Source organism: Streptosporangium sp. NPDC053982, assembly GCF_055585205.1.
Genome location: NZ_JBVJKQ010000013.1, coordinates 67435 through 89259, shown reverse-complemented (window position 1 = coordinate 89259; position 21825 = coordinate 67435). Strand labels below are relative to the sequence as shown.

Here is a 21825-nt window from a genome sequence, read left to right as displayed (position 1 = left end):
GGGGCTTCCCGGAGGTTTCCGATGAACTGGTATCCACTGCGTCTCAGCAGCCCGATCCGCGACCACGTCTTCGGTGGCCGGGCCATCGCCGAGCGGCTGGGCCGTACCGGCCTTCCCGACGGGCCCGTCGCAGAGACGTGGGAGGTGAGCGACCTGGAGGGTGACAGCGCGGTGGTGAGCAACGGCCCCCTGGCCGGCTGCACGCTGCGGGAGCTCGTCGAGGACCGACCGGGCGAGCTGGTGTGCCGCGGCTGGAGCGGGCCGCACTTCCCGGTGCTCACGAAGTTCGTCGACGCCACCGGCATGCTGCCGGTGCACCTGCACGCCGACGACGCGACCGCGCGGCGGCTGCAGGCCCAGCCACACGGCAGGACCGAGGCGTGGCACGTCCTGGACGCCGTCCCCGGCGCCACCGCCCTGGTCGGCGTCAAGGAGGGCGTGGGCCGGGACGAGCTGCGCGCGGCCCTCCTGGAGCAGGACTTCGACGCGGTGATGCGGCGGCTCCCGGTGCGGCCGGGCGAGACGGTGTACGTGCCCGGCGGGACGCTGCACGGCTTCGGTCCCGGCACCCTCGTCTACGAGATCGAGCAGACCTCCGACATCCAGCAGCACGCCATGCCCTGGCGCATGGAGGACGGCTCCGCCCTGGAGACCGACGAATGGCACGCCGGCATCGAACGGCTGCTGGAGGAGTGGCGGCCGGAGCCGCGGCCCGACTTCCAGCCGGGTCTGCGCGTCCCCGCGGGCGAGGACGTCGAGCGGGTGATCTGCTGCGCCGGGCCGTACTTCGCCCTGGAACGCTGGCGGGTGGCGGCCGGCGTGACACCGGCGTGCCGGTTCGACACCGCGCTCGTGGTGAGCAACGTCGGCGCCCCGGTGGCGGTCGAGGCCGGCGGATGGTGCGAGGTCCTCGGACCGGCGCGGACGCTGCTGCTGCCCGCCGCCCTCGGCCTGGTACGGGTCACCGGGCCGGCCGACCTGCTGGTCGGCTACCTGCCGAACCTGGAGCGCGACATCCGCGCCCCACTGACCGCGAGCGGCTACGGGCCGCAGGTCATCGCCTCACTCGGGGAGGGCCTGGCGGCCTGAGCCGGTCCGGCGGTCCTGCTCCACCTGGTCCTGCACCACCTGGTCCTGCTCCGTAGCGCCCTGCTCCGTCGCGCCCTGTTCCCCCTGGTCCTGCTCCGGACCGTCCGTCAGGGTCCGCAGCTGTTCGGCGGTGGCGCCCAGCGACTCGGCCCGCGGCACCAGCGCGGCGATCTCGGAGCCCCGGCCCGACTCCCGGAGGAGCTCCGCGTAGGAGAACACGGCGCTCAGCCAGCCGGCGGCGATGCTCTCCCTGAGGTACTCCTCCGCGAGCCCGGTGTTCCCCCGTTCCCGCTCGATGAGGGCGAGATCCTCGTACGCGCCGTCGGAGCCGGCCTCGATCGCCCTCAGGTAGTGGTCGGCCGCCTCGTCGGTACGGCCCTCGCGATCGAGGAACACCGCGTAGTAGTACAGGGCGCCCTCCTCATCGTTGTCGACGGCGGCCCGGAAGTCGGCCTCGGCGGCGGCCCGCTCCTCGATGGCGCCGTGGTCGGCCAGGAACTGGGCTCTCTTGACGAGGGCGCCAGGGACGCCCGCCTGGACGGCGCGGTCGAAATGGGTACGCGCTTCGTCGAAGCGTCCCAGCTGTTCCTCGGCGACGGCGAGGTGCAGCATCGCCGACGATCCGGGCTCGCTCCCGGCCTCCAGCCCCTGCCGCAGCCAGTCGATCGCCGCCTCCGGGTCTCCCCGGTCCAGCTCCATCCCCCCGAGGTTGCCGAACGCCAGGGTGTCCCCCTCGTCGGCCGCCCTCCGGAGCAACCGCTCGGCCTCCTCCTGGCGGTCATCGTCCTCCGAGAGGAAGACCCCGTAGTCGTTGACCGCACCGGGCTCGTCCCGCTCGACCGCCTTCCGGTACCACTCCTCCGCCCTGGGGCGATCTCCCACGGCGTCGGCCCAGATGGTCGCCGCCCGCAGCACGCTCCCCGGGATCCCCTGGCCGGCGGCCGTCTCCATGAGGCGGGCCGCCTCCTCGGGACGTCCGACGGCGACCAGGGTGTCGGAGAGCCAGCCATAGGCGTCGGTGTCCCCGTCGGCCAGGGCCACGCGCAGCACCCGTTCCGCCGCCGGGTGGTCGTCCTCAAGGAACAGCATCCGGCCGTACCGCACCGCCGCTCCGGGCACTCGCTCCCGAACGGCCTGCTCGTACAGTTCCGCCGCCTCCTCGTGCAGGCCGAGCGCGGCCAGCCGGTTGGCCCGGTCGAGCCTCTCGTCGGCACTCATCAGGCACTTCCTCCCCGGGGTACGTCAACCGTCGACGACGACGCCGTCAACTCTTCTTGCGCTTGTTGGGATTCGGCGGGATGTTCCGGCGGCCCCCGTGGCTCGCGGCGTTCTCGTGCTTGTCCTTCGTGGACTTGCTCTTGCCCCCCGACTCGTGGGGCTTCCTGCCCGCCTGGTTGAGCGGGTTCTTGCCGTCCTTGCCGTCCTTGCCGCCGGAGGAACCGCCCCCACCGGAGGAACCGCCCCCGCCCTTCTTCCTCCCGAAGAGCATCATGCCCGGCGGCTCGTCGGCCCGGCCGGCGGCCCGTGGGAAGGGGGACCGTCCCATCGGCACCCGGGGGCCGCCGGCCCCGGCCAGCACCGGCCCGCCACCGCCTCCGGGACCACGCAACTTCTCGATGACCTGCCGGAGCGGCTGGGTGACCCGGCGGCTGACCGCCGGGGCCAGCACCCGGCCGGCGCCTTCGGTGGTCTCGCGCAGGATCCGGCCCGTCGCGTGACGGGTGGCGTACATCGTCGCGGCCGCCGCGCCGACGCCGAACGCTCCGCCCGCCAGCATCTGGGCCCGCATCATGACGATGGCCCTTACGGCCTGTGTGGCCACCGCCACCTTCGTGGCCGTCACCACCATCGCGGTACCGTCGAGCACCGCCGGAGCGAACCGGGCGGCGCCTGCGGCGGTGCTCAGATGCCCTCCGTCGCCGCCGCTCTCCTGCCAGAGACCCGCCAGCTCGGTCGCCGAGTCTCCCCGGTAGTGGTCCTGCGTCCGCCGTACCTTCCCGTCGGCCGCCTCGCCCGCCGGCTGGGCGCCCGCGAGCACGGTGCGCCAGGCGTCCGCGTCCTTCCTGATCTCGTCCTCATCGACGTTCGGCCACGGTGCGAAGATCGACACGATTCCCGCGACCTCGGGCGGGAGCGTCACGCCCATGACGTGTCGCCCAACGTGCCGATCTCCCTCGTCCGGTCGGTCTCCGTCGTCGCGCTGTTGGCCGCCACGGCCCGCAGGCCGTCGCCGACCCCGGTGATCACGTTGGAAAGGCCGGTCAAGGCTTCGACCGCCGCCGCGGAGCAGTCGGCGTACACGCCGGTGAGCGGCCCGAGCAGACCGTCGTCACCCCAGGACCCGCCGCCCACGCCGCGGTCCCGCAGCCGCTGCACCGCGGCGTCGTACTCTTCCCCGTGAGTTCGTATCCGGGAGGCGTCCTGCCCTGTGGCATCAGGAGCGATCTCAAACCCGAAAGTCATGGCGGTGACCTTAACGCAAACCACCAGAAATTCGCGCAAAGTTCCCTATAGCTACTTAGCGCCGCCTTCATATCTACATATAGCTACATATAGCTGCCTAACGGCTTCTGAGTTCCGTCTAGACTGGCCGTCGCCCGCCCTCTGGTCACTTCCGGGAGTACGACATGCCGCCGACGCCAGCACCGGGAGACGATCTTCACTACCTGGACGAGGCGCTGCGCCACGCCCTCCAGGCGATGAGGACGTTGGAGGAGAGCGAGGAGAGGATCAGCGGTCTCGCCGAGGAGGGCGAGGCCGCCGACGGGCTGGTGAGGGCCGCCGCCGACGGGCGGGGCGGCATCCTGACGCTCCACCTCGACCCACGCGCACTGCGGCTCGGTCACGTCGCTCTCGGCCGGGAGGTGACGGCGGCGCTCCAGCAGGCCCAGCAGGCGGCGGGGCGGCGTTCGCAGGAGATCCTGGATGAGGTGCGGGCCCTCGCCGCGTCCATGCCGGAACCGCTGGACGAGACCTTCATCCGCGACCGGGTCGAGCAGGTGGCTCGCGAACTGTTCTGAGCGGCCGACGGCCGACGTGGATTCTTTCCCTGGGGGTGGAAGGTTGGACGACTTTCGCGTGGATCCGGGCAACATCCGTGACGAGGATCTCGATGAGGAGTTGAGACGCTCACAGCGGATGATGGCGTGGATCGAAGAGGCACAGAACGAGCTCGACGAGGTCGTGGGAACGGGCGAAGGCCCGTCCGGCCACGTCAGGGCGTCGGTCGGACCGGACGGGACGGTGCTGGAGGTCGTGTTCGACCCCCGCGCCCTGCGGCTGGACAGCCGGACACTGGCCGAGGAGGTGCTGGCCGCCGTCGGCGAGGCGCGGAGCGACGCCGAACGGCGGATCCACGAGCTGATGCGTGAAGGCCTGGACGGCTTCGACCCCGTACAGGCCCGGGCCCGGTTCGAACAGGTCATGGGCGGCCTCAGCCAGTAGGACGGCCCCGCGCCGCGACCGCGGACCGCGACGCGGGGAAGGCGGTCGTTTTCCCCTCTCCCACCCGGGCAACCAGCAGGGATGGACCATTCAGAAGCACCGGTGCTGGAGGCGCTCGCCGCCTACCACGCCGAGAAGCAACTGCCGTTCACCCCGCCGGGGCACAAGCAGGGGCGCGGCGCCGATCCGAGGGTCCGCGCCGTGCTGGGGGACGCCGTCTTCCACTCCGACGTCCTCTCCGTCAACGGCCTGGACGACCGCACCTCCTCCAAGGGGATCCTGCAGCGGGCCCAGGAGCTCCTGGCCGACGCCGTCGGCGCGGACCACACCTTCTTCTCCACCTGCGGCAGCTCCCTGTCGGTCAAGGCCGCCATGCTGGCGGTGGCCGGCCCGCACGAGAAGCTGATCCTCGGCAGGGACGCGCACAAGTCCATGGTGGCCGGGCTGATCCTGTCCGGCGTCCGGCCGGTCTGGGTGGACCCGAACTTCGACCCGGACCTGCACCTGGCCCACCCGCCGTCGGTCGAGGCGTTCACCGCGGCCTTCGACGAGCATCCCGACGCCAAGGGCGCGCTGGTGACCAGCCCGACGCCGTACGGCACCTGCGGCGACCTGGCCGGGCTCGCCCGGATGTGCCACGAGCGGGGCAGGCCCCTGCTGGTGGACGAGGCGTGGGGCGCGCACCTGCCCTTCCACCCCGACCTGCCGATCTGGGCGATGGACGCGGGCGCCGACGTCTGCGTCACCTCCGTCCACAAGATGGGGTCAGGGCTGGAACAGAGCTCCGTCTTCCACCTCCAGGGCGACCTCGTCGACCCGGAGGCGCTCAAGTCGCGCGCCGACCTGCTGAGCACCACCAGCCCGTCGGTGCTGGTCTACGCCGCCCTGGACGGCTGGCGGCGGCAGATGGCCGAGCAGGGCCGCGAGCTGTACGACCGCGCGCTGGCGCTGGCCGGGAGCCTGCGCGAGCGGATCGCCGGGATCAAGGGCATGCACGTCCACACCCGGGACGACTTCTGCGGGCCCGGCCGGGCGTCCGACATGGACCCGCTCCAGATCATCATCGACATCTCCGGGCTGGGCCCGAACGGCTATCACGCGTCCGACTGGCTCCGCGAGCACCACCGGCTCAACCTGCACCTTTCCGACCACCGCCGGATCAGCGTCCAGCTCACCCACGCCGACGACGAGCAGTCCGCCGCCAGGCTGCTCACCGGGCTGAGGGACCTGGCCGAGCACGCCGGCGAGCTGCCCCCGGGCCCGTCGATGGTCGTCCCCGACCCGCGGGAGCTGCGGCTGGAGCAGGTCATGCTGCCGCGGGACGCGTTCTTCGGCCGCGTCGAGCAGGCGCCGTGGCGGGAGGCCGCGGGCCGGGTATCGGCGGAGATGCTCACGCCGTACCCGCCGGGCATCCCCGCGGCGGTACCCGGTGAGCGGCTCACCGAGGCGATGCTGGACTACCTGCGCACCGGGGTGGACGCCGGGATGGTCGTGCCGGACGCGGCGGATCCGAAGGTCGGGAGCGTCCGCGTCGTCGCCGAGGGGTGACCGCCACCCTCCGGCGCCGGCGGTGTCGAACGGGCGGGACGTCCCGGCTGTTCGTCATTTCCTGCCTTTTCCAGGTTTTTTCACCCACGACGCGCTCTTTCGATCATTTACGCCTTGACCAGGGGAAGAGAAGCCTTTACAGCCCTTTGACATGACTGTACGTTGTCATCAAATCACCCTGTGCATTCAAGGAATGTAGGTGAGACCATGCCCGAAAACGGCAGCGAACGCCCTCCCGACCCACGGGTGGCGTTCGCGAGCGCGGCGGAGGCCAACGCCGGGGAGCGCAACGAGCGTCCCGGGACGGCCGACCGCGCCGTCATCACGGCGGCCGCCGACGAGCACCTCCCGCCCCTGGCCGAGCAGGCGCTGGACGACCGGCCGCTGACCCTGCGATTCACGGAACCGGAGGAGTAGGCCGTGGAGCTGCACTTCCGCAACCGCTACGTGTCCAGGGTGTGGGTCTCGATCATGTTCTACAGCCCCGTCACCTGCCGTGACTACGGTCAGTGGGGCACCCGTGGCTGGTGGGCCATCGACCCGGGCGGCGAGGCGTTCGTCCTCAACACCGACAACCGCTACGCCGCCTTCTACGCCGAAGCCGCCAACGGAGCCGTCTGGACCGGCCCCTACGGCCCGATGTACGTCTACCAGACCGCCTTCGACTCCTGCCTCAACATCGGCAGCACCGCCGCCAGGCTCGTCGGCACCCGCCTGGTCGACATGAACGGTTACTCCCGCTACTACGTGAACCTCGTCGCCTGACGAGGCCCCTCACCGGGCGCCGCCCCGGCACCGCCGGTCGGCATCGCGGTGAGGAAGCCCCCTTGAGCGCCTCCTGGGAGACGGCTCCGAGGTCCGTCCGGACCCCGGTCTCTTCCGCTGATCCGTCCCCCTCCGACCGGGAGGCGCTCACCCCGAAGCCACCCGCCGACGCCGGCTAGGGCTCGATGTTCTTGCGCAGCGCGGCGAAGTAGAACCCGATGGCGATGGCGCCCACCAGCGCCACCATCCCGACGGTGGTCCCCTCCGCGCCGAAGAGCGAGGTCAGCACGATCGCGACGGCGAAGACGAGGGGCACGCCGATATCGAGCCTTTTGCGGTTCACGATCCTCCTCCTGGGTTCCGCCCCGCGGCTTCACCGCCCGTCATGCCGGGCGGCGCCGTTCGGCGAGGCAGCATCAACCTAGCGCCCCGCACGCCGACCCGCGCACGGCCGCCGGTCCCGTGCCCCGGCGGGAGGCGCCCCTCCGATCCGCCGAGCGCCGGAGTCCCCGGCCGGCCGGTTCAGCGGGACGTGCCCCTGGCCACCGTGATCACCTCGGCGAACCGGCGGTAGCGGGTCAGCTCCTCCCCCACCGGGTCCAGCACGAACTCCCGGGCCACCTGCCCCACGCTCGCCCGCAGCGCCCGGGACGCCCGGCGCGCCCGGCGGCGCCCGCCCAGCCACGCGGCCACCCGGCAGAGCAGCGCGGTCACCAGCCCGAGGAGCACCCCGCCGAGCAGCAGCGCGGTGGGCCAGGGCAGCTCTCCGGCGGTCGGCATGTAGGGCCGGGGAAGCCGGAGATAGTCGAGGGCGATCAGGCCGAGCAGCCAGAGCGCCCCGGAGAGCGCCACCAGCAGCACCAGCCACTGCGCCAGCCCCGCCGCCTTCCACCACGCGGGCCGTCCCGACGCGCCGAGCGAGGTGGTCGCCACGGCGCGGTCGAGGCCGTCCTCCAGCTCGTCCGCGCGCGACCGGGCGGCCTGCCGTACGGCCGCCGCCCACGGCTCGGGCAGTCCCTCCGAGGCGGTTCCGGCGGCCTCACGGACGGCGGTGTCCATCCGCGAGCGCTGCACGGCGGACGTGACCGGGATGGACGTACGGCCCACGGGCCCACCACCCTCTCCCGGCGTGGCCCCGGCCTCCCGGGTCGAGGACGGGACGGAAGTGCCGAGGCGGAGGCGGCGCAGCGGGTCGGGCCGCAGCCGGCGGATCCAGCGGGTCGGCGGCCAGCCGGTCGCGGCGACGGAACGGTGCCGGTGGGACTTGGCCACCGCGGCGACCACCGTCGGGACCCCCGCCGCCTGCGACAACGCGCCGGTCAGCGGCCCCGCGAGGTCGTCCAGGGGGACCTCCGGCGGCGGGGCGACCTCGACCTGACCGACGGCCGAGGCGCCGGCGTCGCGCACCACCCCGAAGGCCGGGCCCGCGCCGCCCCCTCCGGGACGCGTCGTCGCGCCGGGGCCGGGCGTCCCGTCCCGGGCCGCCGAACCGGGCCCGGACGTCTCCTTCCCAGCCGTCGCGCCGGATCCGGACCTCCTCTCGCGGGCCGCCGCGCCGGGGCCGGGCGCGGAGCCGCCGTAGGGAGCCCCGCCGGCCATGACGGACTCCCCGTCGTGGAGACCGGCGCCGCTGGAGGCCAGGGCGAGCGCGTCCGAGGCCGTGCCGACGTCGGCGGCCAGACGGGCGGCCCACGAGCGCCGGCTCGCGACGCGCGAGACGAGCAGGGAACGCAGCTCGTCCACGCCCTCCCCGGTGCGCGCCGAGACCGCGACCAGCGGCACCCCGGTCAGGCCGTCGTCGTCGAGGAGCCGCCGCAGGTCCTTCAGGCAGCGTTCCACGGCGGCCGGGGACAGGCGGTCGATCTGGTTGAGGACGACCACCGTGACGTCGCGGTGGCGGGACAGCGGGCGCAGGTAGCGGTCGTGCACGGCGGCGTCGGCGTACTTCTGCGGGTCCAGCACCCACACCAGCAGGTCGACCAGCTCGACCAGCCGGTCCACCTCCAACCGGTGCGCCGCCTCGATCGAGTCGTGATCGGGCAGGTCGAGCAGGACCAGCCCGGGGACCTCCCCGCTCGCCCAGCCGCCGGTGACGGCGTCACCGGTGGCCCCGGCGTCCACCTCGTGGCGGCGGGGGATCTCCAGCCAGTCGAGCAGCGGCCCCGCGCCCGCCCCCTCCCACAGGGCCGCCTGCGCGGCCGAGGTGGTCGGCCGGGTGACCCCGACCGTGGCGAGCGTCGTACCGGACAGCAGGTTGAACAGCGAGGACTTGCCGCTTCCGGTGGCGCCGGCCAGCGCGACCGCGGTGTGGTCGACCGACAGGCTGCGCCGTACCCCGGCGCGGGCGACCACCGAGCGGGCCCCGGCGACCGCGACGGGGGCCAGCCGTCCGTCGGCGAGGTCGGCCGCCTCGGCCAGCGCGTCCAGCCGGTCGTCCAGGGAGACCGTGGTCCTGCGTCGCAGCAGCTTCACGCCTCACGCCCCTCGGTGCCGCCTCTCGGAACGGCGTCCGCGTCGCCCCGCGGCACGCCGTCCAGGCCGTTCACCCCTCCGGCGGCTCCGCCGGGCGGCAGCGCGCCCCGGCCCTCGGAGGCCGCCGGGATCTCACGCCGGTGCTCCCGTACGGCCCGCGCCGCGGCCCGCAACGCCCCGGCGGTGTCCTCCGGCGGCCGCACGGCGTCGAGGAGCTCGGTGAACCGGGTGGCCTCGGCGCCGAGCAGGGAGGCGACGCGGGCCCGCAGGTCGGACCGGGCCTTGACGGTGAGGGTCCGCACCGCCTGGTCACCGAAGACCGCCTCCAGCAGTTTCTGGCTCAGCACACTGGTCCCCCCGGCGATGCCGACCTCGATCCCGGTCAGGCCACCGGTGGAGGCGAACACCGCGAGCATCAGCAGCAGGCCCGCGCCGTTGAGGCCGTAGGAGGTGACGCGGGCGGCGGTCCGCCGGTCGGCGCCCTCCTCGCGGACCAGGCCGAGGACGTACTCCTGCCAGCCCCGGACGGCCGCCTCGGAGCGGACGGACAGGTCGGCGGAGGCCCGGCCCAGACGCCCGGCCGCCACGACCCCGGTCTCCTCCAGCAGGGCGCGCCCCGACGGGTGCGACGACCACGAGTCCAGCGCGCGTTCGGCGGCGTCGTCGGCCGCCGCCCTGATCAGCGCCTCCACCCCGCTCTCCAGGGCGACGCGCAGCTCGCTGTCGGTCGCGGGCCGCCCGGTGAACAGCGCCACCAGACGGTCGCGGAACCGGCCCACCCGGCTCTCCAGGGAGCGCATCAGGTCGCCGGTGCCGACGAAGTCCTGCCAGCGGGCCAGCACCTCCCCGCGCAGCAGGGAGCCGTCCAGCATGCCCTGGTCGAAGGCGGCCAGCCCACCGGCGTAGGCGGCGCCCGTCATCGAGCGGAGGTCCTCGGCCGCGGCGCGCTGGCGGTCCACCGCGTCGGCGAGGGCGGGAACCCGTACGGCGAGGCTGTCCAGGGCGCCGGACAGCGTCTGGCGGACCACGTCCGCGCGGGCCTTGGAGTCGGCGGCGATGCCGGTCAGCCAGTCGGCGATCGGCTGGACCGCCTGACGCGGCAGGCGCGCGTTGTCCTCGGGCAGGACCAGCTCCGGCACCTCGAACAGGCGTGTCCCGCCCAGGCCGTTGGCCTCCAGCAGCCGCCCGAGGTCACGCTCGACCACGCCGATCGCCTCGGACGGGACCCGCGACAGGATGACGGCCAGGGCCGTGCTCCGCTCCCGGGCCGACCGCAGGAACCCCCACGGCACCTCGTCGGCGTAGCGGGAGGCCGTGGTGGTGAACAGCCACAGGTCGGCGGCGGCGAGGAGCTGGGCGGCCAGCTCGCGGTTGGCGGCGACGACCGAGTCGATGTCCGGCGCGTCGAGCAGGGCCAGTCCGGGCGGCAGGCCGGCGACGGTGACCACCCGCAGCGTGCCGGGCTCCCCGGAGCCGCCGCCGGTGACGCGGGGCAGGCCCGGCAGGACGTGCTGCTCGGTGAACCACGCCTCGTCGGCGGGGCTGGTGACCAGGGTGGGCGCCAGCGTGGTGGGGCGCAGGACCCCGGGCGTCGTGACGTCGGCGCCGACGATCGAGTTCACCAGGGTCGACTTGCCCGCCCCGGTGGAGCCCCCGACGACGGCCAGCAGCGGGGCGTCGATCGCGCTCAGGCGCGGGATCAGATAGTCGTCGAGCTGACCGGCCAGCTCCCGCAGCGCCCTGCGGTCCGCCTCGACGCCGCCGGTCTCCAGGGGGAGCGGGTCAGGATCGAGGCGCCCCCGCAGCTCCCGCAGCGCCTCCAGCAGACCGCCGTTCCCGTTCATAGGAGCGGTCCTTCCCGAAAGGGAACGGCCTAGACGTCCGACGTGATCGGTTCCGCGCGGGGATCTCGCGCACGGACCCCGCGCATGGAAAAGGGCCCCGCCGTCCGACCGGATCACGGGGGCGAATCCGGTAGGCGACGGGGCCCGGTCCCCGGTGCCCGAGGGCGGACCGGAACGGCCTCGCCTCCCCCGCAGCTGGAGGCGAGCCCTGATCCGCCGTGGTCACGGGGGGATCTGGGGTGACGCGGTGACCATTGGAGCAGCCGAACCTCAAGGACAGATGAGGCGAACCTGAGTGTTCGCTTAAAGTTCAATCATCGCGGGGAGGGCGCAGGACGTAGCCGACGCCCCTCAGGGTGTGGATGAGCCGGGGCTCGTTCACGTCCACCTTCCGGCGGAGGTAGGAGACGTAGGACTCCACGACCCCGGCGTCGCCGCCGAAGTCGTAGTTCCAGACGTGGTCGAGGATCTGCGCCTTCGACAGCACCCGCCCGGTGTTGACCATGAAGTAGTGCAGCAGCTTGAACTCGGTGGGCGACAGCCGTACGGGCTCGCCGGACACCCAGACCTGGTGGGCCTCCTCGTCCAGCTCCAGCGTGCCGACCCGCAGCCGGGCGGGGATGTCGAGGTCTCCCCGGGTACGGCGCAGCACGGCCCGGATCCGCGCCACGACCTCCTCCAGGCTGAACGGCTTCGTCACGTAGTCGTCGGCCACCCGCAGGCCCGCGACCTTGTCGTCGGTCGCGTCCCGGGCGGTCAGGAAGAGCACCGGCGTCTGGCCGCTCACGTCCCGCAGCCGCCCCGCGACCGAGAAGCCGTCCATGTCGGGCAGCATCACGTCCAGCACGACGAGATCGGGCCGGGTCCGCTCGGCGAAGTGCACCGCCTCCCGCCCGTCCGCGGCGGTGATCACCTCGAACCCGGATCTGCGCAGGCTGGCCGAGAGCAGCTCACGGATGTTCGGCTCGTCGTCCACGACGAGCAATCTGGCCTCGGCTCTGTCCAGCACGGTCACGAGGCTCGCTCACCGCCCTGGAACGCAGCTCAGCCCAGGCTGAACATTTGCTGAGAAAACGATTTCAGCATACGGACGCCGTCCCCGCCGGAGACCGGATCCGCTTCCGGCGGACGGCCCGTACCGGGAGCGGACCCGGTCATGGGGCACCGCTCTCGCGGGGGTGGCATGGACCCGCCGCCCGTCAGCCCCGGCCGCCGCCCTCGCTGATCGCGGTGGCGGTGATCGAGCCGTCCCCGGCCTTCTCCCCCTGGACGACCACCGTGCCGCCGGGTTCCAGGTCGGCGACCTTCCCCTTCTTCGAGACCCGCACGGTCGTGTCGTCGCCTGTTTTGACCGTGATGACGGAGCCGTCCCTGGTCCGGACGTAGACCTTCGTGCCCTCCACCCGCTGCACGGTGCCGACGGCCGCCCCGCCGAACCCGCCCCGGCCGCCGAAGTCGCCGCCCGGTCCGGTCCGGCCGTTCCGCGCGCCCTGCCCGTTCTGATCGCCCTGACCGTCCTGAGTACCCTGAGCGCCCTGGCCCTCCTGGCCGCCCTGACCGTTCCGGCCGTTCCCGAAGCCCTGGCCGTTCCCGAAGCCGCCGCCGGAACCGCCGGGGCCCTGCCGTACGGCGGAGCTCGACGCGGCGGGACCGCCGAACGCCTTGTGCGCCTGGATGCCCAGGATGACCCCGGCGACGAGCACCACCCCCGCGCCCAGCACGAGCGTGAGCCTGGACGGGCCGTGCCGCGGCGGACCCGCCGGCTCCGTCTCCGGGTCGTCCCCGAAGGGAGAGGTGTCGAGCACCTCCCCCGCGTGGGCGGCGCCGTCCGGCGCGTCGTCCGGTCCCGCGCCCTCGTGTCTTCCCCTGGGCCCCATCTGTCTCTCCTCAGCCTTCGATGCGCGCGGCGCGCGCCGTACCGGGTCACTCGTGGCGCAGGGCCTGGATGGGGCGGAGCTTGGCCGCCCGGTTGGCCGGGTAGCCGCCGAAGAACAGCCCGATGCCCACCGAGACGCCGAGGGCCAGCGCGATCGAGGACGGCACGACCACGGGCTGGATGCCCGCGACCGCGAATCGGCTGCCGGCCAGCGCGACCAGCACGCCCGCCAGGCCGCCCGCCAGGCTCAGCACCGTCGCCTCCATCAGGAACTGGCCGAGGATCGCGCTCCTGGGCGCCCCGATGGCCTTCCTGATGCCGATCTCCCTCGTCCGCTCGGTCACGGTGACCAGCATGATGTTGGTGATGCCGATGCCGCCGACCAGCAGGGAGATCGCGGCGACCGCGCCGAGCAGCGCGGTGAAGACGCCGATGGTCGAGCTGACCGTCTCCTGCAGGGCGGCCTGGTTCAGGATGCGGTAGTCGGCGACGCCGCCGGGGGCGATGCCGTGCCGCTGGTCGAGGACGGCCGTCACCTCGTCCTGGGCCGCGTCCGTCGTCTCGGCGCCGGTGGCCTGCACGATGATCGACCCGAGCGGGCCGAACCCGGTCAGGCTCTGCTGTACGGCCGGCAGCGGCACGATCGCGACGTCGTCGGCGTCCTGCATCCCCGACGAGCCCAGCTCCCTGAGCACCCCGACCACCGTGAACGGCACCCCGGAGACGGTGACCTGCCGCCCGACCGGGTCGGCGTCGCCGAACAGCTCGCCGGCCACGGTCCGCCCGACCACCATGACCTTCCGGGCGGCCAGCACGTCGTCGTTGACGAAGTACGACCCCTTCTCGACCACCTTGTCGGTCGCCTCGAAGTAGCTGGGGTAGGTGCCCACGAGCTGGGAGATCGTGTGGCTCGTCCCCCCGTACACCGCGGCGGTCCCGTTCGCGGTCACCACAGGCGACACGCTCCGGACCGACGGGACCTGCGCGCGGTCGGTCAGCGCCCGCGCGTCGTCCAGCGTGAGCTGCCTGGCCTGGGTGCGCGGCCCGCCGCCCCCGCCCCCGCGCCCGCCGGCGAACCCGCCGGGCCCGCCGCCCGCGAAGGACGCGGAGACGGTGAGCGTGTTCGACCCCAGCCGCTGGATGTTCTGCTGGACGGACCGGGAGGCGCCCTCGCCGAAGGCGACCAGCAGGATCACCGCGGCGACCCCGATGAGGATGCCGAGTGTGGTCAGGAAGCTGCGCAGCTTGTTGGCCGCCAGCCCGCGCAGCGCGAACCGGAGGATCTCGAACCGGCTCACGCGGGTACCTCCGGCGTGCGGGCCCGGGGCGGGGCGCCCTCGACGGGCGCCTGCCGGCGGTCGTCGACGATCCGGCCGTCCACCAGGCGGACCACCCGTTTGGCGTGCCCGGCCACGTCGTCCTCGTGGGTGATGATCACGATCGTCCGGCCGGAGTCGTTCAGCTCGTCGAAGATCTCCAGGACGTCGCGGGTGGAGGCGGTGTCGAGGTTGCCCGTCGGCTCGTCGGCGAGCAGCAGGGACGGCGCGGTGACCAGCGCCCGCGCGACGGCGACGCGCTGCTGCTGGCCACCGGACAGCTCGTTCGGCTCGTGCCGGACGCGGTCGGCCAGGCCGACCCGCTCAAGGGCCGCCAGGGCGCGGGCCCGCCGCTCGGCCGCGCCGACCCCGCCGTACGCCATGGGCAGCTCGACGTTGGCGAGCGCGCTCATCCGGGGGATCAGGTTGAACGACTGGAAGACGAAGCCGATCCTCCGGTTGCGCAGCACGGCGAGGCGGCGCTCGTCCAGCGATCCGACGTCGGTGCCCTCGATGAGGTAACGGCCCGAGGACGGCACGTCCAGGCAGCCCAGGATGTTCATCAGCGTGGACTTGCCGGAACCGGACGCGCCCATGATGGCCACGTAGTCGCCGCGTTCGACGGTGAGGGACACCCCGCGCAGGGCGTGGACCCGGGCGTCGCCCTCGCCGTACACCTTCGACAGGTCGCGGACCGACAGGACGGGGACGCTCACCGGCCACCGCCCCCGCCGCCGCCGCCGATCCGGCCCAGGCGGCCGTTGCCGCCTCCGCCGCCGAGGCCGGGGAGGCCGCCCTGCTGGGAGGTGCCGGTGGCGGCCGGGCGGACGACCTGGTCTCCCGCGGCGAGACCGGAGGTGATCTCGGTGAGCGTGAGGCCCTTGACACCGACCTCGACCGGGGTCGTCACCCGCCGGCCGTCCCGCAGGACCGTCACCGTGCTGCGGCCGCCGGCCGTGGAGACGACCGAGGAGGGGACCGCGAGGACGTCCTCGGCCCGGCCGACGGTCACCTCGACGGTCGCCGTCTGGCCGAGCCGTACCTCTTCCGGCGCCTTGGAGAAGGAGATCGTCACCGGGTACTGCACCACGTTGTCGCTGGTCGTGGCGGTCGGCTGGATCTGGGTGACCTCGCCGCTCGCGGTGACGCCGGGCAGCGCGTCGAACCGGATCGCGGCCCGCTGCCCGACCTTGAGCCTGGTGACATCGGACTCGGTGAAGTTCCCGACGAGCTGGAGTCTCCCGGTGTCGGCGAGCTCGATGAACCCGCCCGACCTGGCGGCGGAGCCGTTCGACGCGCCGTTCCCCGACGCGCCGTTCCCCGACGCGCCGTTCCCCGACGCGCCCGAGCCGGACCCCGAACCCGACCCGGAGGCCGAGGCCGATCCCGAGCCGGAGGCCGAGCCGCCGACGGTGCCGTTGACCGCGGTGACCGTGCCCGCGAACGGGGCCTTGATGACCGTGCCCGCCACGGTCCGCTGCGCTTCCCGGTAGGCGTTCCTCGCGGTGACGTACCGGGCGTAGGAGGCGGCGGTGGAGGTGTCGTCGTCGGCGGAGTCGAGCGCGGCGGCCGCCGCGTCAAGGCTCTCCCGGGCGGCGGTGTCGTCCAGGCGGGCGAGGATCCGCCCCGCACGCACCTTGTCGCCGGGGGCGACGTAGATCTTCTCCACCGTGCCGCCCGTGCCGAACCCCAGGGAGCGCGACCGGGCACTCGTCACCGCTCCCGAGGCCGTCACGGAGGCGACGACCGTGGCCCGGGTCACCGCCACGGTCCGCACCGCGGCCCCGTCGGCCCCGTCGGCCCCGTCGGCTCCGGCGGCCTCCGCGGAGGAGGGCTCCCCGCTCAGGGAGGAGTAGGCGATCCCCGCGCCGCCCAGCAACAGGACGGCGAGCGTCCCGTTGACGATCAGCGCTCGGCGCTTGGTCGACAGCTTCACAGGGCGGTACCCTGACGTACCTTCCTGAGGCGTAGCCCCCAAGATCGCTGAAGGTTTCCTGGGGACCCGCGGGATTCCGGCGGAGATACGCAGGAAACCCTCAGGTGTTCCTGAGGAGAGAGCGGATCGGGCACGCCACAATGGTCCGCCATGAGACCGACTGATCTCCCGAAACCGGTACGGACGGGGGGACTCGCCCTGGCCGCCCTCGTCCTGGCGGGCGCGGGCGTGCTCTACGCGCTCGACGACGGCTCCGCCCCGGCTCCCCGGGTGGAACTCGCCGCCGCCCGGCGGGGGACGGTGACGGCCGAGGTGTCCGCGGCGGGCCGGACGACGGACGGCCACACCCGCGAGCTGGCCTTCGGCGCGTCCGGCAGGGTCACGAAGGTCTACGTCAAGGCCGGCGACAAGGTGGACAGGGGCGACGTCCTCGCCCGGATCGACTCGGCGGCCGCCCGCGAGCACTACGACGCGGCGAAGGCGCAGCTCGCGGCGGCCCAGGAGACGCTGGACGACGCCGAGACCGCGTCGGCCGCCCCGACCGCTTCGCCGAGGGCCACCCGGCAGGCCGCGCAGCCGCAGCAACCGCGGCAGCGGGGCCGGGAACAGGTCCCCGCGACCTCCGGCCCCACCTGCACCCCCACCTCTCCGGCCGGTGGAATCGCGCCGGCCGCGTACTTCCTCGCGCCCGCGCGAGTCCCCTCGTCCGCCCGGGGCCCGGAGCGGACGCCCGCCCCCACACCCACGCCCACGGTCACCCCGACGGCCGTCCCGACGCCGTCGCCCACCGGCGGCACCGTCGGCCCGGAGCCCGCACCGACGGTGACGGTCACGGTGACGGCGGCCCCGACGGTCACCGTGACCGCCACGGTGACCGCCACGGCCACGGTCACCGCCGCGCCGGGCGGGGACCACCCGCCGGCCACCACCGGGCCCACGCGTCCCGGGACGGAGCCCACCGCCGGGCCGAGCGGGCACCCGACCGCCGGACCGAGCAGGCATCCCAGCGCCGCCCCCACCTCGACCGCGCGCCGCGGGGCGAGCCCCACCCCGACCGTCGACCGTACCCCCGGGACGCGCACCGCCCCGGCCTGCCGGGATCAGGGCTCCGGCCACGACCGGACGGCCACCGGCACCGGAGACGGCACCGGCACCGCGACCCGTACCGGAGCCGAAACCGGCGCCCGGAACGGCACCGGAAGCGACACCGGCGCCACGACCGGGGACGGCGGCGGGCGGCAGGCGCTCAGCGTGGAGCAGGCCCAGGCCGAGGTGAAGCGGGCGGAGGCCGGCCTCACCGAGGCCCGCGAGGAGCTGGACGGCGTGCGGATCGTCGCCCCCGCGGACGGGACCGTCCTGGCCGTGGCCGGCTCCGTCGGCGACGACGCGGACGCCGATGCGTTCGTCACCCTCGGCGACCTCGACGAGCTCCAGGTGGAGGCGCTGTTCACCGAGTCCGACATCGGCCGGCTGAAGCTCGGGCAGCGGGCCAGGGTCGCCCTCGCCACCCGGGAGGGCGAGGAGCACACCGGTACGGTGACCCGCATCGACCCCACGGCCACCGCCAGCGGGCAGCTCGTGCGGTACGGGGTCACGGTGGCGTTCGACGAGCCCCCGGCCGGGCTCCTGGTCGGCCAGACCGCCACCGTCCGGGTGACGGTCGCCGAGGCCGAGCAGACGCTCTACCTCCCGGCCCAGGCCGTACGGTCCCGGCCGGGCGGCGTCTCGGTGGTCACCGTCCAGGGCGGCGTCGAGCGCGTCGTCGAGACCGGGGTCCGCGGCGACCGGTACGTCGAGATCGTCTCGGGCCTGGCGGAGAACGACCGGGTGGTGCTCCCCGGCGGCACGGCCACCGGCGGTTTCCCCGACAGCGGCTGGCCCGAGGGGATGTGAGCCCGTGCGCTCGCGGGGTCTGCGCCGGACCCCGCGACCGCACGGCCCGCCTCGGGAGGCCGGTTCCGTGACCCGGGTCGTGGAACCCCCGACGTGAACCACGCGGACCACGCGATTCCCTGGCTCCGGGACGGGTCAGTCGGTCTCGGCGGCGAGCGGGAGGACGACCCGGAAGGTCGCCCCCTCGTCCGGGGCGGACTCCACCGCGACCCGGCCGCCGTGAGCCTCGACCATGGCGGCCACGATCGCCAGGCCCAGCCCGCTGCCGCCGCCCTCGGGCGTGCGGCGGCCTCGGGCCGAGTCGACGCGGTAGAACCGCTCGAAGACGCGTTCGCGCTGCTCGGCGTTGAGCCCCGGCCCCTTGTCGGCCACCTCGATGACGGCCGCGCCGTCGTCGGCGCGCAGCCTCACCTCGATCGGGGTGCCGTCGGGCGTGTGGGTGAGCGCGTTCGTCATCAGGTTGCCCACGACCTGGCGGAGCCGTACCTCGTCGCCCGAGACGATGAGCGCGGAGCCGTCCACGGTGAGCGTGACGGAGCGGCTGGGGGCCAGGATCCGGGCGTCGTGGACGGCGTCGGCCGCGATGGCGAGCAGGTCCACCGGGCGCGTCGCCATCGGGCGCTGCTGGTCCATCCGGGCGAGCATCAGCAGGTCGTCCACGAGCAGGCCCATCCGGACCGCCTCGGACTCCATCCGGCGCATCAGCGGCGCGACGTCGACGTCCGGGGCCTGCCGGTAGAACTCGGCGAACCCCCGGATCGAGGTCAGCGGGGTGCGCAGCTCGTGCGAGGCGTCCGCGACGAACCGGCGCATGCGCTCCTCGGAGCTGCGGGCCGCGGCCTCCGACTCCGACCTGGCCCGGAAGGCGGTCTCGATCTGGGTGAGCATGCCGTTCAGCGACTGGCCGAGACGCCCGACCTCGGTACGGGGGTCGGCGTCGGCGACGCGGCGGCTCAGGTCTCCGGCGGCGATGGCCTGGGCGGTGGCCTCGATCTCCTCCAGCGGGCGCAGGCTCCGCCGGATGACCATCACGCCCGCCCCGGCGAGCACCAGCATCAGCCCGCCGCCGCCCAGCACCTCCACCAGCGCGAGCTGGCCGACGATCTGGCGGACCTCGGACATGTCCACGGCCACGACCAGGCTCCCGCCGTCCGGCAGGGGGGTCTGCCTGACCCGCCACTCCCCGCTGGTGAACGACCCCGGCCGGTGCCACACCGGCACGTGGGGGCCGGGTTTGTCCTCCACCTCGGAGCCGGTGAACGGCAGGAGGACCGCACCGTTCCGGTCGCGGATCTCCACCCTGGTGTCGGCCGAGAGCGGCTTGCCGGCCAGCAGCGTGTTGCCCCGCTGCACGCGGCGCAGGGCGGTCTCGGTGGTCAGGGCGATCTGGTTGTCCACCCGGTCGATCAGGTAGCCGTGCATGATCGAGACGCTGCCGATCCCGATGAGGGTGAGCGCGATGACCAGCAGGACCAGGATGATCGCGATCAGCCTCACCCGCAGCGGGGTGCCCTTGAAGATCACGACCCGCGGGGCGCCCCTGAGGGCCCCGGCCCGCGACGGCACGCCCTGGCCGGTCATGTGCCGGGCGGGAGGCGCAGCACGTAACCGACGCCGCGCAGGGTGTGGATCAGCCGGGGATCGATGTTGTCGATCTTGCGGCGGAGCACGGAGACGTAGGACTCGACGATCCCGACGTCGCCCCGGAAGTCGTAGTCCCACACGTGGTCGAGGATCTGCGCCTTCGACAGCACCCGCCCTGCGTTGGCCATGAAGTAGCGCAGGAGCTTGAACTCCGTCGGCGACAGCGCCACCGCCCTGCCGTCGCGCCACACCTCGTGGCTCTCCTCGTCGAGCTCGATGTCGGCGAAGGTCAGCCGGGGCGGCCGGGCGAGCACGTCTCCGGACCCGGTACGGCGGAGCACGGCCCGGATCCGGGCCACGACCTCCTCCAGGCTGAACGGCTTCGTCACGTAGTCGTCGCCGCCCAGCGTCAGCCCCTTGATCTTGTCCTCCACGGCGTCGCGCGCCGTGAGGAAGAGCACGGGGGTGTCGGTGCCGCCGCCGCGCAGCCGCCGCACGACGTCGAACCCGTCCATGTCCGGCAGCATCACGTCGAGCACGATGAGGTCCGGGCGGTGGCGCTGCGCCGAGGCGACGGCGTCGGTCCCGTTGCCCGCGGTGTTCACGCCGAACCCGGCGAACCGCAGGCTGGCGGCCAGCAGTTCGAGGATGTTGGGCTCGTCCTCGACGACCAGGAGTCGAGCCTCGGGGGAGTCGGTCACGGCGGTTATCTTCACTCCCCCAGATGAAAGCGCGGTTAAAAGGACGACGTCGAGATTAGCCCCACAATATGCCCGGCGATTGCCAGACTGGACGTCGCCGCAGGTGAAGGGGCGTTCCTGACCAGCGCCACCCGGTCGTGGACGTCGACGGAGAAGTCGTCCAGAAGGGCGCCGTCCCTGCCCACGGCCTGCGCCCGGACGCCGCCCTCGACCCGGACGAGGTCGCCGGCGCCGATGGCGGGCACGTAGCGGCGGGCGGCGGCCAGGAAGGCCCCCCTGGACAGCGAGCCCAGCACCTCCCGCACCCCGGTACGCCAGTGCCGTACGGCCAGCCGCCGGGTGCCCCGCCAGGCCAGGATCCGGCGCAGGTCGCCCGGATCGACGTCGCGCCAGGAGTAGCCCTCCAGTGCCAGGGCCATGACCGCGTTGGGGCCGACCAGGACCTCGCCGTCGATCCGGCGGGTCAGATGGACGCCGAGAAACGGGTAGCGGGGGTCGGGGACCGGATAGATCAACCCTCGGACCAGGTCCTTCGCCGCGCCGGCCAGCGCGTAGTACTCCCCGCGGAAGGGGACGATCCGTACGTCGCCGGGTGCTCCGGCCATCCGGGCGACGGCGTCGGTGCCGAGCCCGGCGCAGACGATCAGCCGGTCGAAGCGGAGCCTCCGCTCACCGGCCAGCACGTCCACCCCGCCCGAGGTCTGCCGCAGCGCGCGGACCGGGTGCGACAGGAGCACCGAGCCGCCCAGCTCCTCGACGTCGCGGGCCAGGCGACGGGCCACGGCGGGGAAGTCGGCGATCGCGGTGTGCGGGGAGTGCACGGCGGCCACCCCGACGGCGTCCGGCTCGACCTCGCGCAGCGCCAGGGCGTCCAGTTCGGCGATGCCGGGCACGCCGTTGGCGCGGGCGCGCTCGGCGATGTCCCGCAGCCCCGGACGCTCGGCGGCGGTGGAGGCGATGACGAGCTTGCCGACCTCGTCGTAGGGGATGCGGTGCTCGGCGCAGTACTCCCTGAGCATGGCCGCGCCCTCGCGGCACAGCCGCGCCTTGAGCGAGCCGGGCCGGTAGTAGATCCCCGCGTGCACGACGCCGCTGTTGTGCCCGGTCTGGTGGGCCGCGACGCGGTCCTCCTTGTCGAGGACGGTGACCGTGGTGTCACCGGCCAGGGCCACCTGCCGGGCCACCGCCAGGCCGACGATCCCCGCGCCGACGACCCCGACGTTCCCGCGCGGGCGGGTGCCGCCGGACGCACCGGCCTCCAGAAAGCGCATGCCCGCACGCTAACGGCAACACTCCGCCGCGGTGAAGCCCCTTCCAACGATCGTCACCTTTTGCCCACATGTCAGGTGAAAGCCGG

At 73.8% G+C, this 21825-nt stretch carries 21 protein-coding genes; 7 read left to right on the top strand and 14 right to left on the bottom strand.

Annotation, left to right across the window (positions count from 1 at the left end):
• Positions 1–21: 21 nt before the first annotated feature.
• Positions 22–1089 carry a type I phosphomannose isomerase catalytic subunit gene (locus tag ACZ6W9_RS24250; RefSeq protein WP_389957760.1) on the top strand — a complete coding sequence of 356 codons (1068 nt, stop codon included), beginning with the start codon at positions 22–24 and terminating at the stop codon, positions 1087–1089.
• On the opposite strand, the gene ACZ6W9_RS24245 is transcribed toward ACZ6W9_RS24250, so the two are convergent.
• From ACZ6W9_RS24245 to ACZ6W9_RS24235, 3 genes are read right to left on the bottom strand one after another with little or no spacing between them, the layout of a single operon-like run.
• A complete protein-coding gene (locus ACZ6W9_RS24245; protein WP_389957763.1) occupies positions 1063–2307 on the bottom strand; it encodes a tetratricopeptide repeat protein in 1245 nt (414 codons plus the stop codon). The two genes, ACZ6W9_RS24250 and ACZ6W9_RS24245, sit on opposite strands and share 27 nt — an antisense overlap.
• Before the next feature lie 46 nt (positions 2308–2353).
• Complete coding sequence (locus ACZ6W9_RS24240) at positions 2354–3235, bottom strand: WXG100-like domain-containing protein (RefSeq protein ID WP_389957766.1); 882 nt, start codon at positions 3233–3235, stop codon at positions 2354–2356.
• A complete protein-coding gene (locus tag ACZ6W9_RS24235; RefSeq protein ID WP_389957769.1) occupies positions 3226–3552 on the bottom strand; it encodes a hypothetical protein in 327 nt (108 codons plus the stop codon). Before ACZ6W9_RS24235 ends, ACZ6W9_RS24240 begins: the two co-directional genes overlap by 10 nt.
• Before the next feature lie 164 nt (positions 3553–3716).
• Between ACZ6W9_RS24235 and ACZ6W9_RS24230 the strand changes: the two genes are divergently transcribed.
• From ACZ6W9_RS24230 to ACZ6W9_RS24210, 5 genes are all read left to right on the top strand, one after another.
• Positions 3717–4109, top strand: coding sequence for a YbaB/EbfC family nucleoid-associated protein (locus ACZ6W9_RS24230; protein WP_389957772.1), 393 nt, complete (start codon positions 3717–3719; stop codon positions 4107–4109).
• 43 nt (positions 4110–4152) lie between these two features.
• Positions 4153–4533, top strand: a complete 381-nt coding sequence (locus ACZ6W9_RS24225; RefSeq protein ID WP_389957774.1) for a YbaB/EbfC family nucleoid-associated protein — start codon at positions 4153–4155, stop codon at positions 4531–4533.
• Between the two features lie 81 nt (positions 4534–4614).
• The gene (locus ACZ6W9_RS24220) at positions 4615–6081 is read left to right on the top strand and encodes an aminotransferase class I/II-fold pyridoxal phosphate-dependent enzyme (protein WP_470119752.1); all 1467 of its coding nucleotides are present in this window, start codon (positions 4615–4617) and stop codon (positions 6079–6081) included.
• A 207-nt stretch (positions 6082–6288) separates the two neighbouring features.
• On the top strand, positions 6289–6498 hold the full coding sequence (locus ACZ6W9_RS24215) for a hypothetical protein (RefSeq protein ID WP_362931380.1): 210 nt from the start codon (positions 6289–6291) through the stop codon (positions 6496–6498).
• A gap of 3 nt (positions 6499–6501) precedes the next feature.
• The gene (locus ACZ6W9_RS24210) at positions 6502–6846 is read left to right on the top strand and encodes a DUF1036 domain-containing protein (RefSeq protein ID WP_362931378.1); all 345 of its coding nucleotides are present in this window, start codon (positions 6502–6504) and stop codon (positions 6844–6846) included.
• 175 nt (positions 6847–7021) lie between these two features.
• Here the strand turns inward: ACZ6W9_RS24210 and ACZ6W9_RS24205 are convergent, their stop codons facing one another.
• The 8 genes from ACZ6W9_RS24205 to ACZ6W9_RS24170 form a co-directional block, all read right to left on the bottom strand.
• Complete coding sequence (locus ACZ6W9_RS24205) at positions 7022–7189, bottom strand: hypothetical protein (RefSeq protein ID WP_179826102.1); 168 nt, start codon at positions 7187–7189, stop codon at positions 7022–7024.
• A 179-nt stretch (positions 7190–7368) separates the two neighbouring features.
• On the bottom strand, positions 7369–9318 hold the full coding sequence (locus tag ACZ6W9_RS24200; RefSeq protein ID WP_470119749.1) for a GTPase family protein: 1950 nt from the start codon (positions 9316–9318) through the stop codon (positions 7369–7371).
• Entirely contained in the window at positions 9315–11162 is a 1848-nt protein-coding gene (locus ACZ6W9_RS24195; protein WP_470119747.1) for an ABC transporter, read from the bottom strand. The genes ACZ6W9_RS24200 and ACZ6W9_RS24195 overlap by 4 nt, the downstream gene beginning before the upstream one ends.
• A gap of 310 nt (positions 11163–11472) precedes the next feature.
• Positions 11473–12177: a response regulator transcription factor gene (locus ACZ6W9_RS24190; RefSeq protein ID WP_389957788.1), complete on the bottom strand. Its 705-nt coding sequence runs from the start codon at positions 12175–12177 to the stop codon at positions 11473–11475.
• A gap of 184 nt (positions 12178–12361) precedes the next feature.
• Complete coding sequence (locus ACZ6W9_RS24185; RefSeq protein WP_470119745.1) at positions 12362–13039, bottom strand: hypothetical protein; 678 nt, start codon at positions 13037–13039, stop codon at positions 12362–12364.
• Positions 13040–13085: 46 nt separating this feature from the next.
• Entirely contained in the window at positions 13086–14336 is a 1251-nt protein-coding gene (locus ACZ6W9_RS24180) for an ABC transporter permease (protein WP_389957793.1), read from the bottom strand.
• Positions 14333–15070 carry an ABC transporter ATP-binding protein gene (locus ACZ6W9_RS24175; protein WP_389957796.1) on the bottom strand — a complete coding sequence of 246 codons (738 nt, stop codon included), beginning with the start codon at positions 15068–15070 and terminating at the stop codon, positions 14333–14335. The genes ACZ6W9_RS24180 and ACZ6W9_RS24175 overlap by 4 nt, the downstream gene beginning before the upstream one ends.
• The gene (locus ACZ6W9_RS24170; RefSeq protein WP_470119742.1) at positions 15067–16290 is read right to left on the bottom strand and encodes an efflux RND transporter periplasmic adaptor subunit; all 1224 of its coding nucleotides are present in this window, start codon (positions 16288–16290) and stop codon (positions 15067–15069) included. The genes ACZ6W9_RS24175 and ACZ6W9_RS24170 overlap by 4 nt, the downstream gene beginning before the upstream one ends.
• Before the next feature lie 150 nt (positions 16291–16440).
• Between ACZ6W9_RS24170 and ACZ6W9_RS24165 the strand changes: the two genes are divergently transcribed.
• Positions 16441–18183 (top strand): efflux RND transporter periplasmic adaptor subunit, encoded by a 1743-nt coding sequence (locus ACZ6W9_RS24165; protein WP_389957802.1) that lies wholly within the window; start codon positions 16441–16443, stop codon positions 18181–18183.
• Positions 18184–18318: 135 nt separating this feature from the next.
• Here the strand turns inward: ACZ6W9_RS24165 and ACZ6W9_RS24160 are convergent, their stop codons facing one another.
• The 3 genes from ACZ6W9_RS24160 to lhgO are packed head-to-tail and all read right to left on the bottom strand — an operon-like array spanning position 18319 to position 21739.
• Positions 18319–19764 (bottom strand): sensor histidine kinase, encoded by a 1446-nt coding sequence (locus ACZ6W9_RS24160; protein WP_389957805.1) that lies wholly within the window; start codon positions 19762–19764, stop codon positions 18319–18321.
• Positions 19761–20468, bottom strand: a complete 708-nt coding sequence (locus tag ACZ6W9_RS24155) for a response regulator transcription factor (RefSeq protein WP_389957808.1) — start codon at positions 20466–20468, stop codon at positions 19761–19763. Before ACZ6W9_RS24155 ends, ACZ6W9_RS24160 begins: the two co-directional genes overlap by 4 nt.
• A 35-nt stretch (positions 20469–20503) precedes the next feature.
• On the bottom strand, positions 20504–21739 hold the full coding sequence (gene lhgO / locus ACZ6W9_RS24150) for an L-2-hydroxyglutarate oxidase (RefSeq protein ID WP_470119739.1): 1236 nt from the start codon (positions 21737–21739) through the stop codon (positions 20504–20506).
• Between the last annotated feature and the right edge of the window lie 86 nt (positions 21740–21825).

What these genes read in the sequence shown, in the direction of transcription:
- lhgO (WP_470119739.1), bottom strand. Translation starts at nt 21,739, where the DNA reads ATGCGCTTTCTGGAGGCCGGTGCGTCCGGCGGCACCCGCCCGCGCGGG.
- ACZ6W9_RS24220 (WP_470119752.1), top strand. Translation starts at nt 4,615, where the DNA reads ATGGACCATTCAGAAGCACCGGTGCTGGAGGCGCTCGCCGCCTACCAC.
- ACZ6W9_RS24250 (WP_389957760.1), top strand. Translation starts at nt 22, where the DNA reads ATGAACTGGTATCCACTGCGTCTCAGCAGCCCGATCCGCGACCACGTC.
- ACZ6W9_RS24230 (WP_389957772.1), top strand. Translation starts at nt 3,717, where the DNA reads ATGCCGCCGACGCCAGCACCGGGAGACGATCTTCACTACCTGGACGAG.
- ACZ6W9_RS24185 (WP_470119745.1), bottom strand. Translation starts at nt 13,039, where the DNA reads ATGGGGCCCAGGGGAAGACACGAGGGCGCGGGACCGGACGACGCGCCG.
- ACZ6W9_RS24195 (WP_470119747.1), bottom strand. Translation starts at nt 11,162, where the DNA reads ATGAACGGGAACGGCGGTCTGCTGGAGGCGCTGCGGGAGCTGCGGGGG.
- ACZ6W9_RS24215 (WP_362931380.1), top strand. Translation starts at nt 6,289, where the DNA reads ATGCCCGAAAACGGCAGCGAACGCCCTCCCGACCCACGGGTGGCGTTC.
- ACZ6W9_RS24160 (WP_389957805.1), bottom strand. Translation starts at nt 19,764, where the DNA reads ATGACCGGCCAGGGCGTGCCGTCGCGGGCCGGGGCCCTCAGGGGCGCC.
- ACZ6W9_RS24240 (WP_389957766.1), bottom strand. Translation starts at nt 3,235, where the DNA reads ATGGGCGTGACGCTCCCGCCCGAGGTCGCGGGAATCGTGTCGATCTTC.
- ACZ6W9_RS24235 (WP_389957769.1), bottom strand. Translation starts at nt 3,552, where the DNA reads ATGACTTTCGGGTTTGAGATCGCTCCTGATGCCACAGGGCAGGACGCC.
- ACZ6W9_RS24165 (WP_389957802.1), top strand. Translation starts at nt 16,441, where the DNA reads ATGAGACCGACTGATCTCCCGAAACCGGTACGGACGGGGGGACTCGCC.
- ACZ6W9_RS24245 (WP_389957763.1), bottom strand. Translation starts at nt 2,307, where the DNA reads ATGAGTGCCGACGAGAGGCTCGACCGGGCCAACCGGCTGGCCGCGCTC.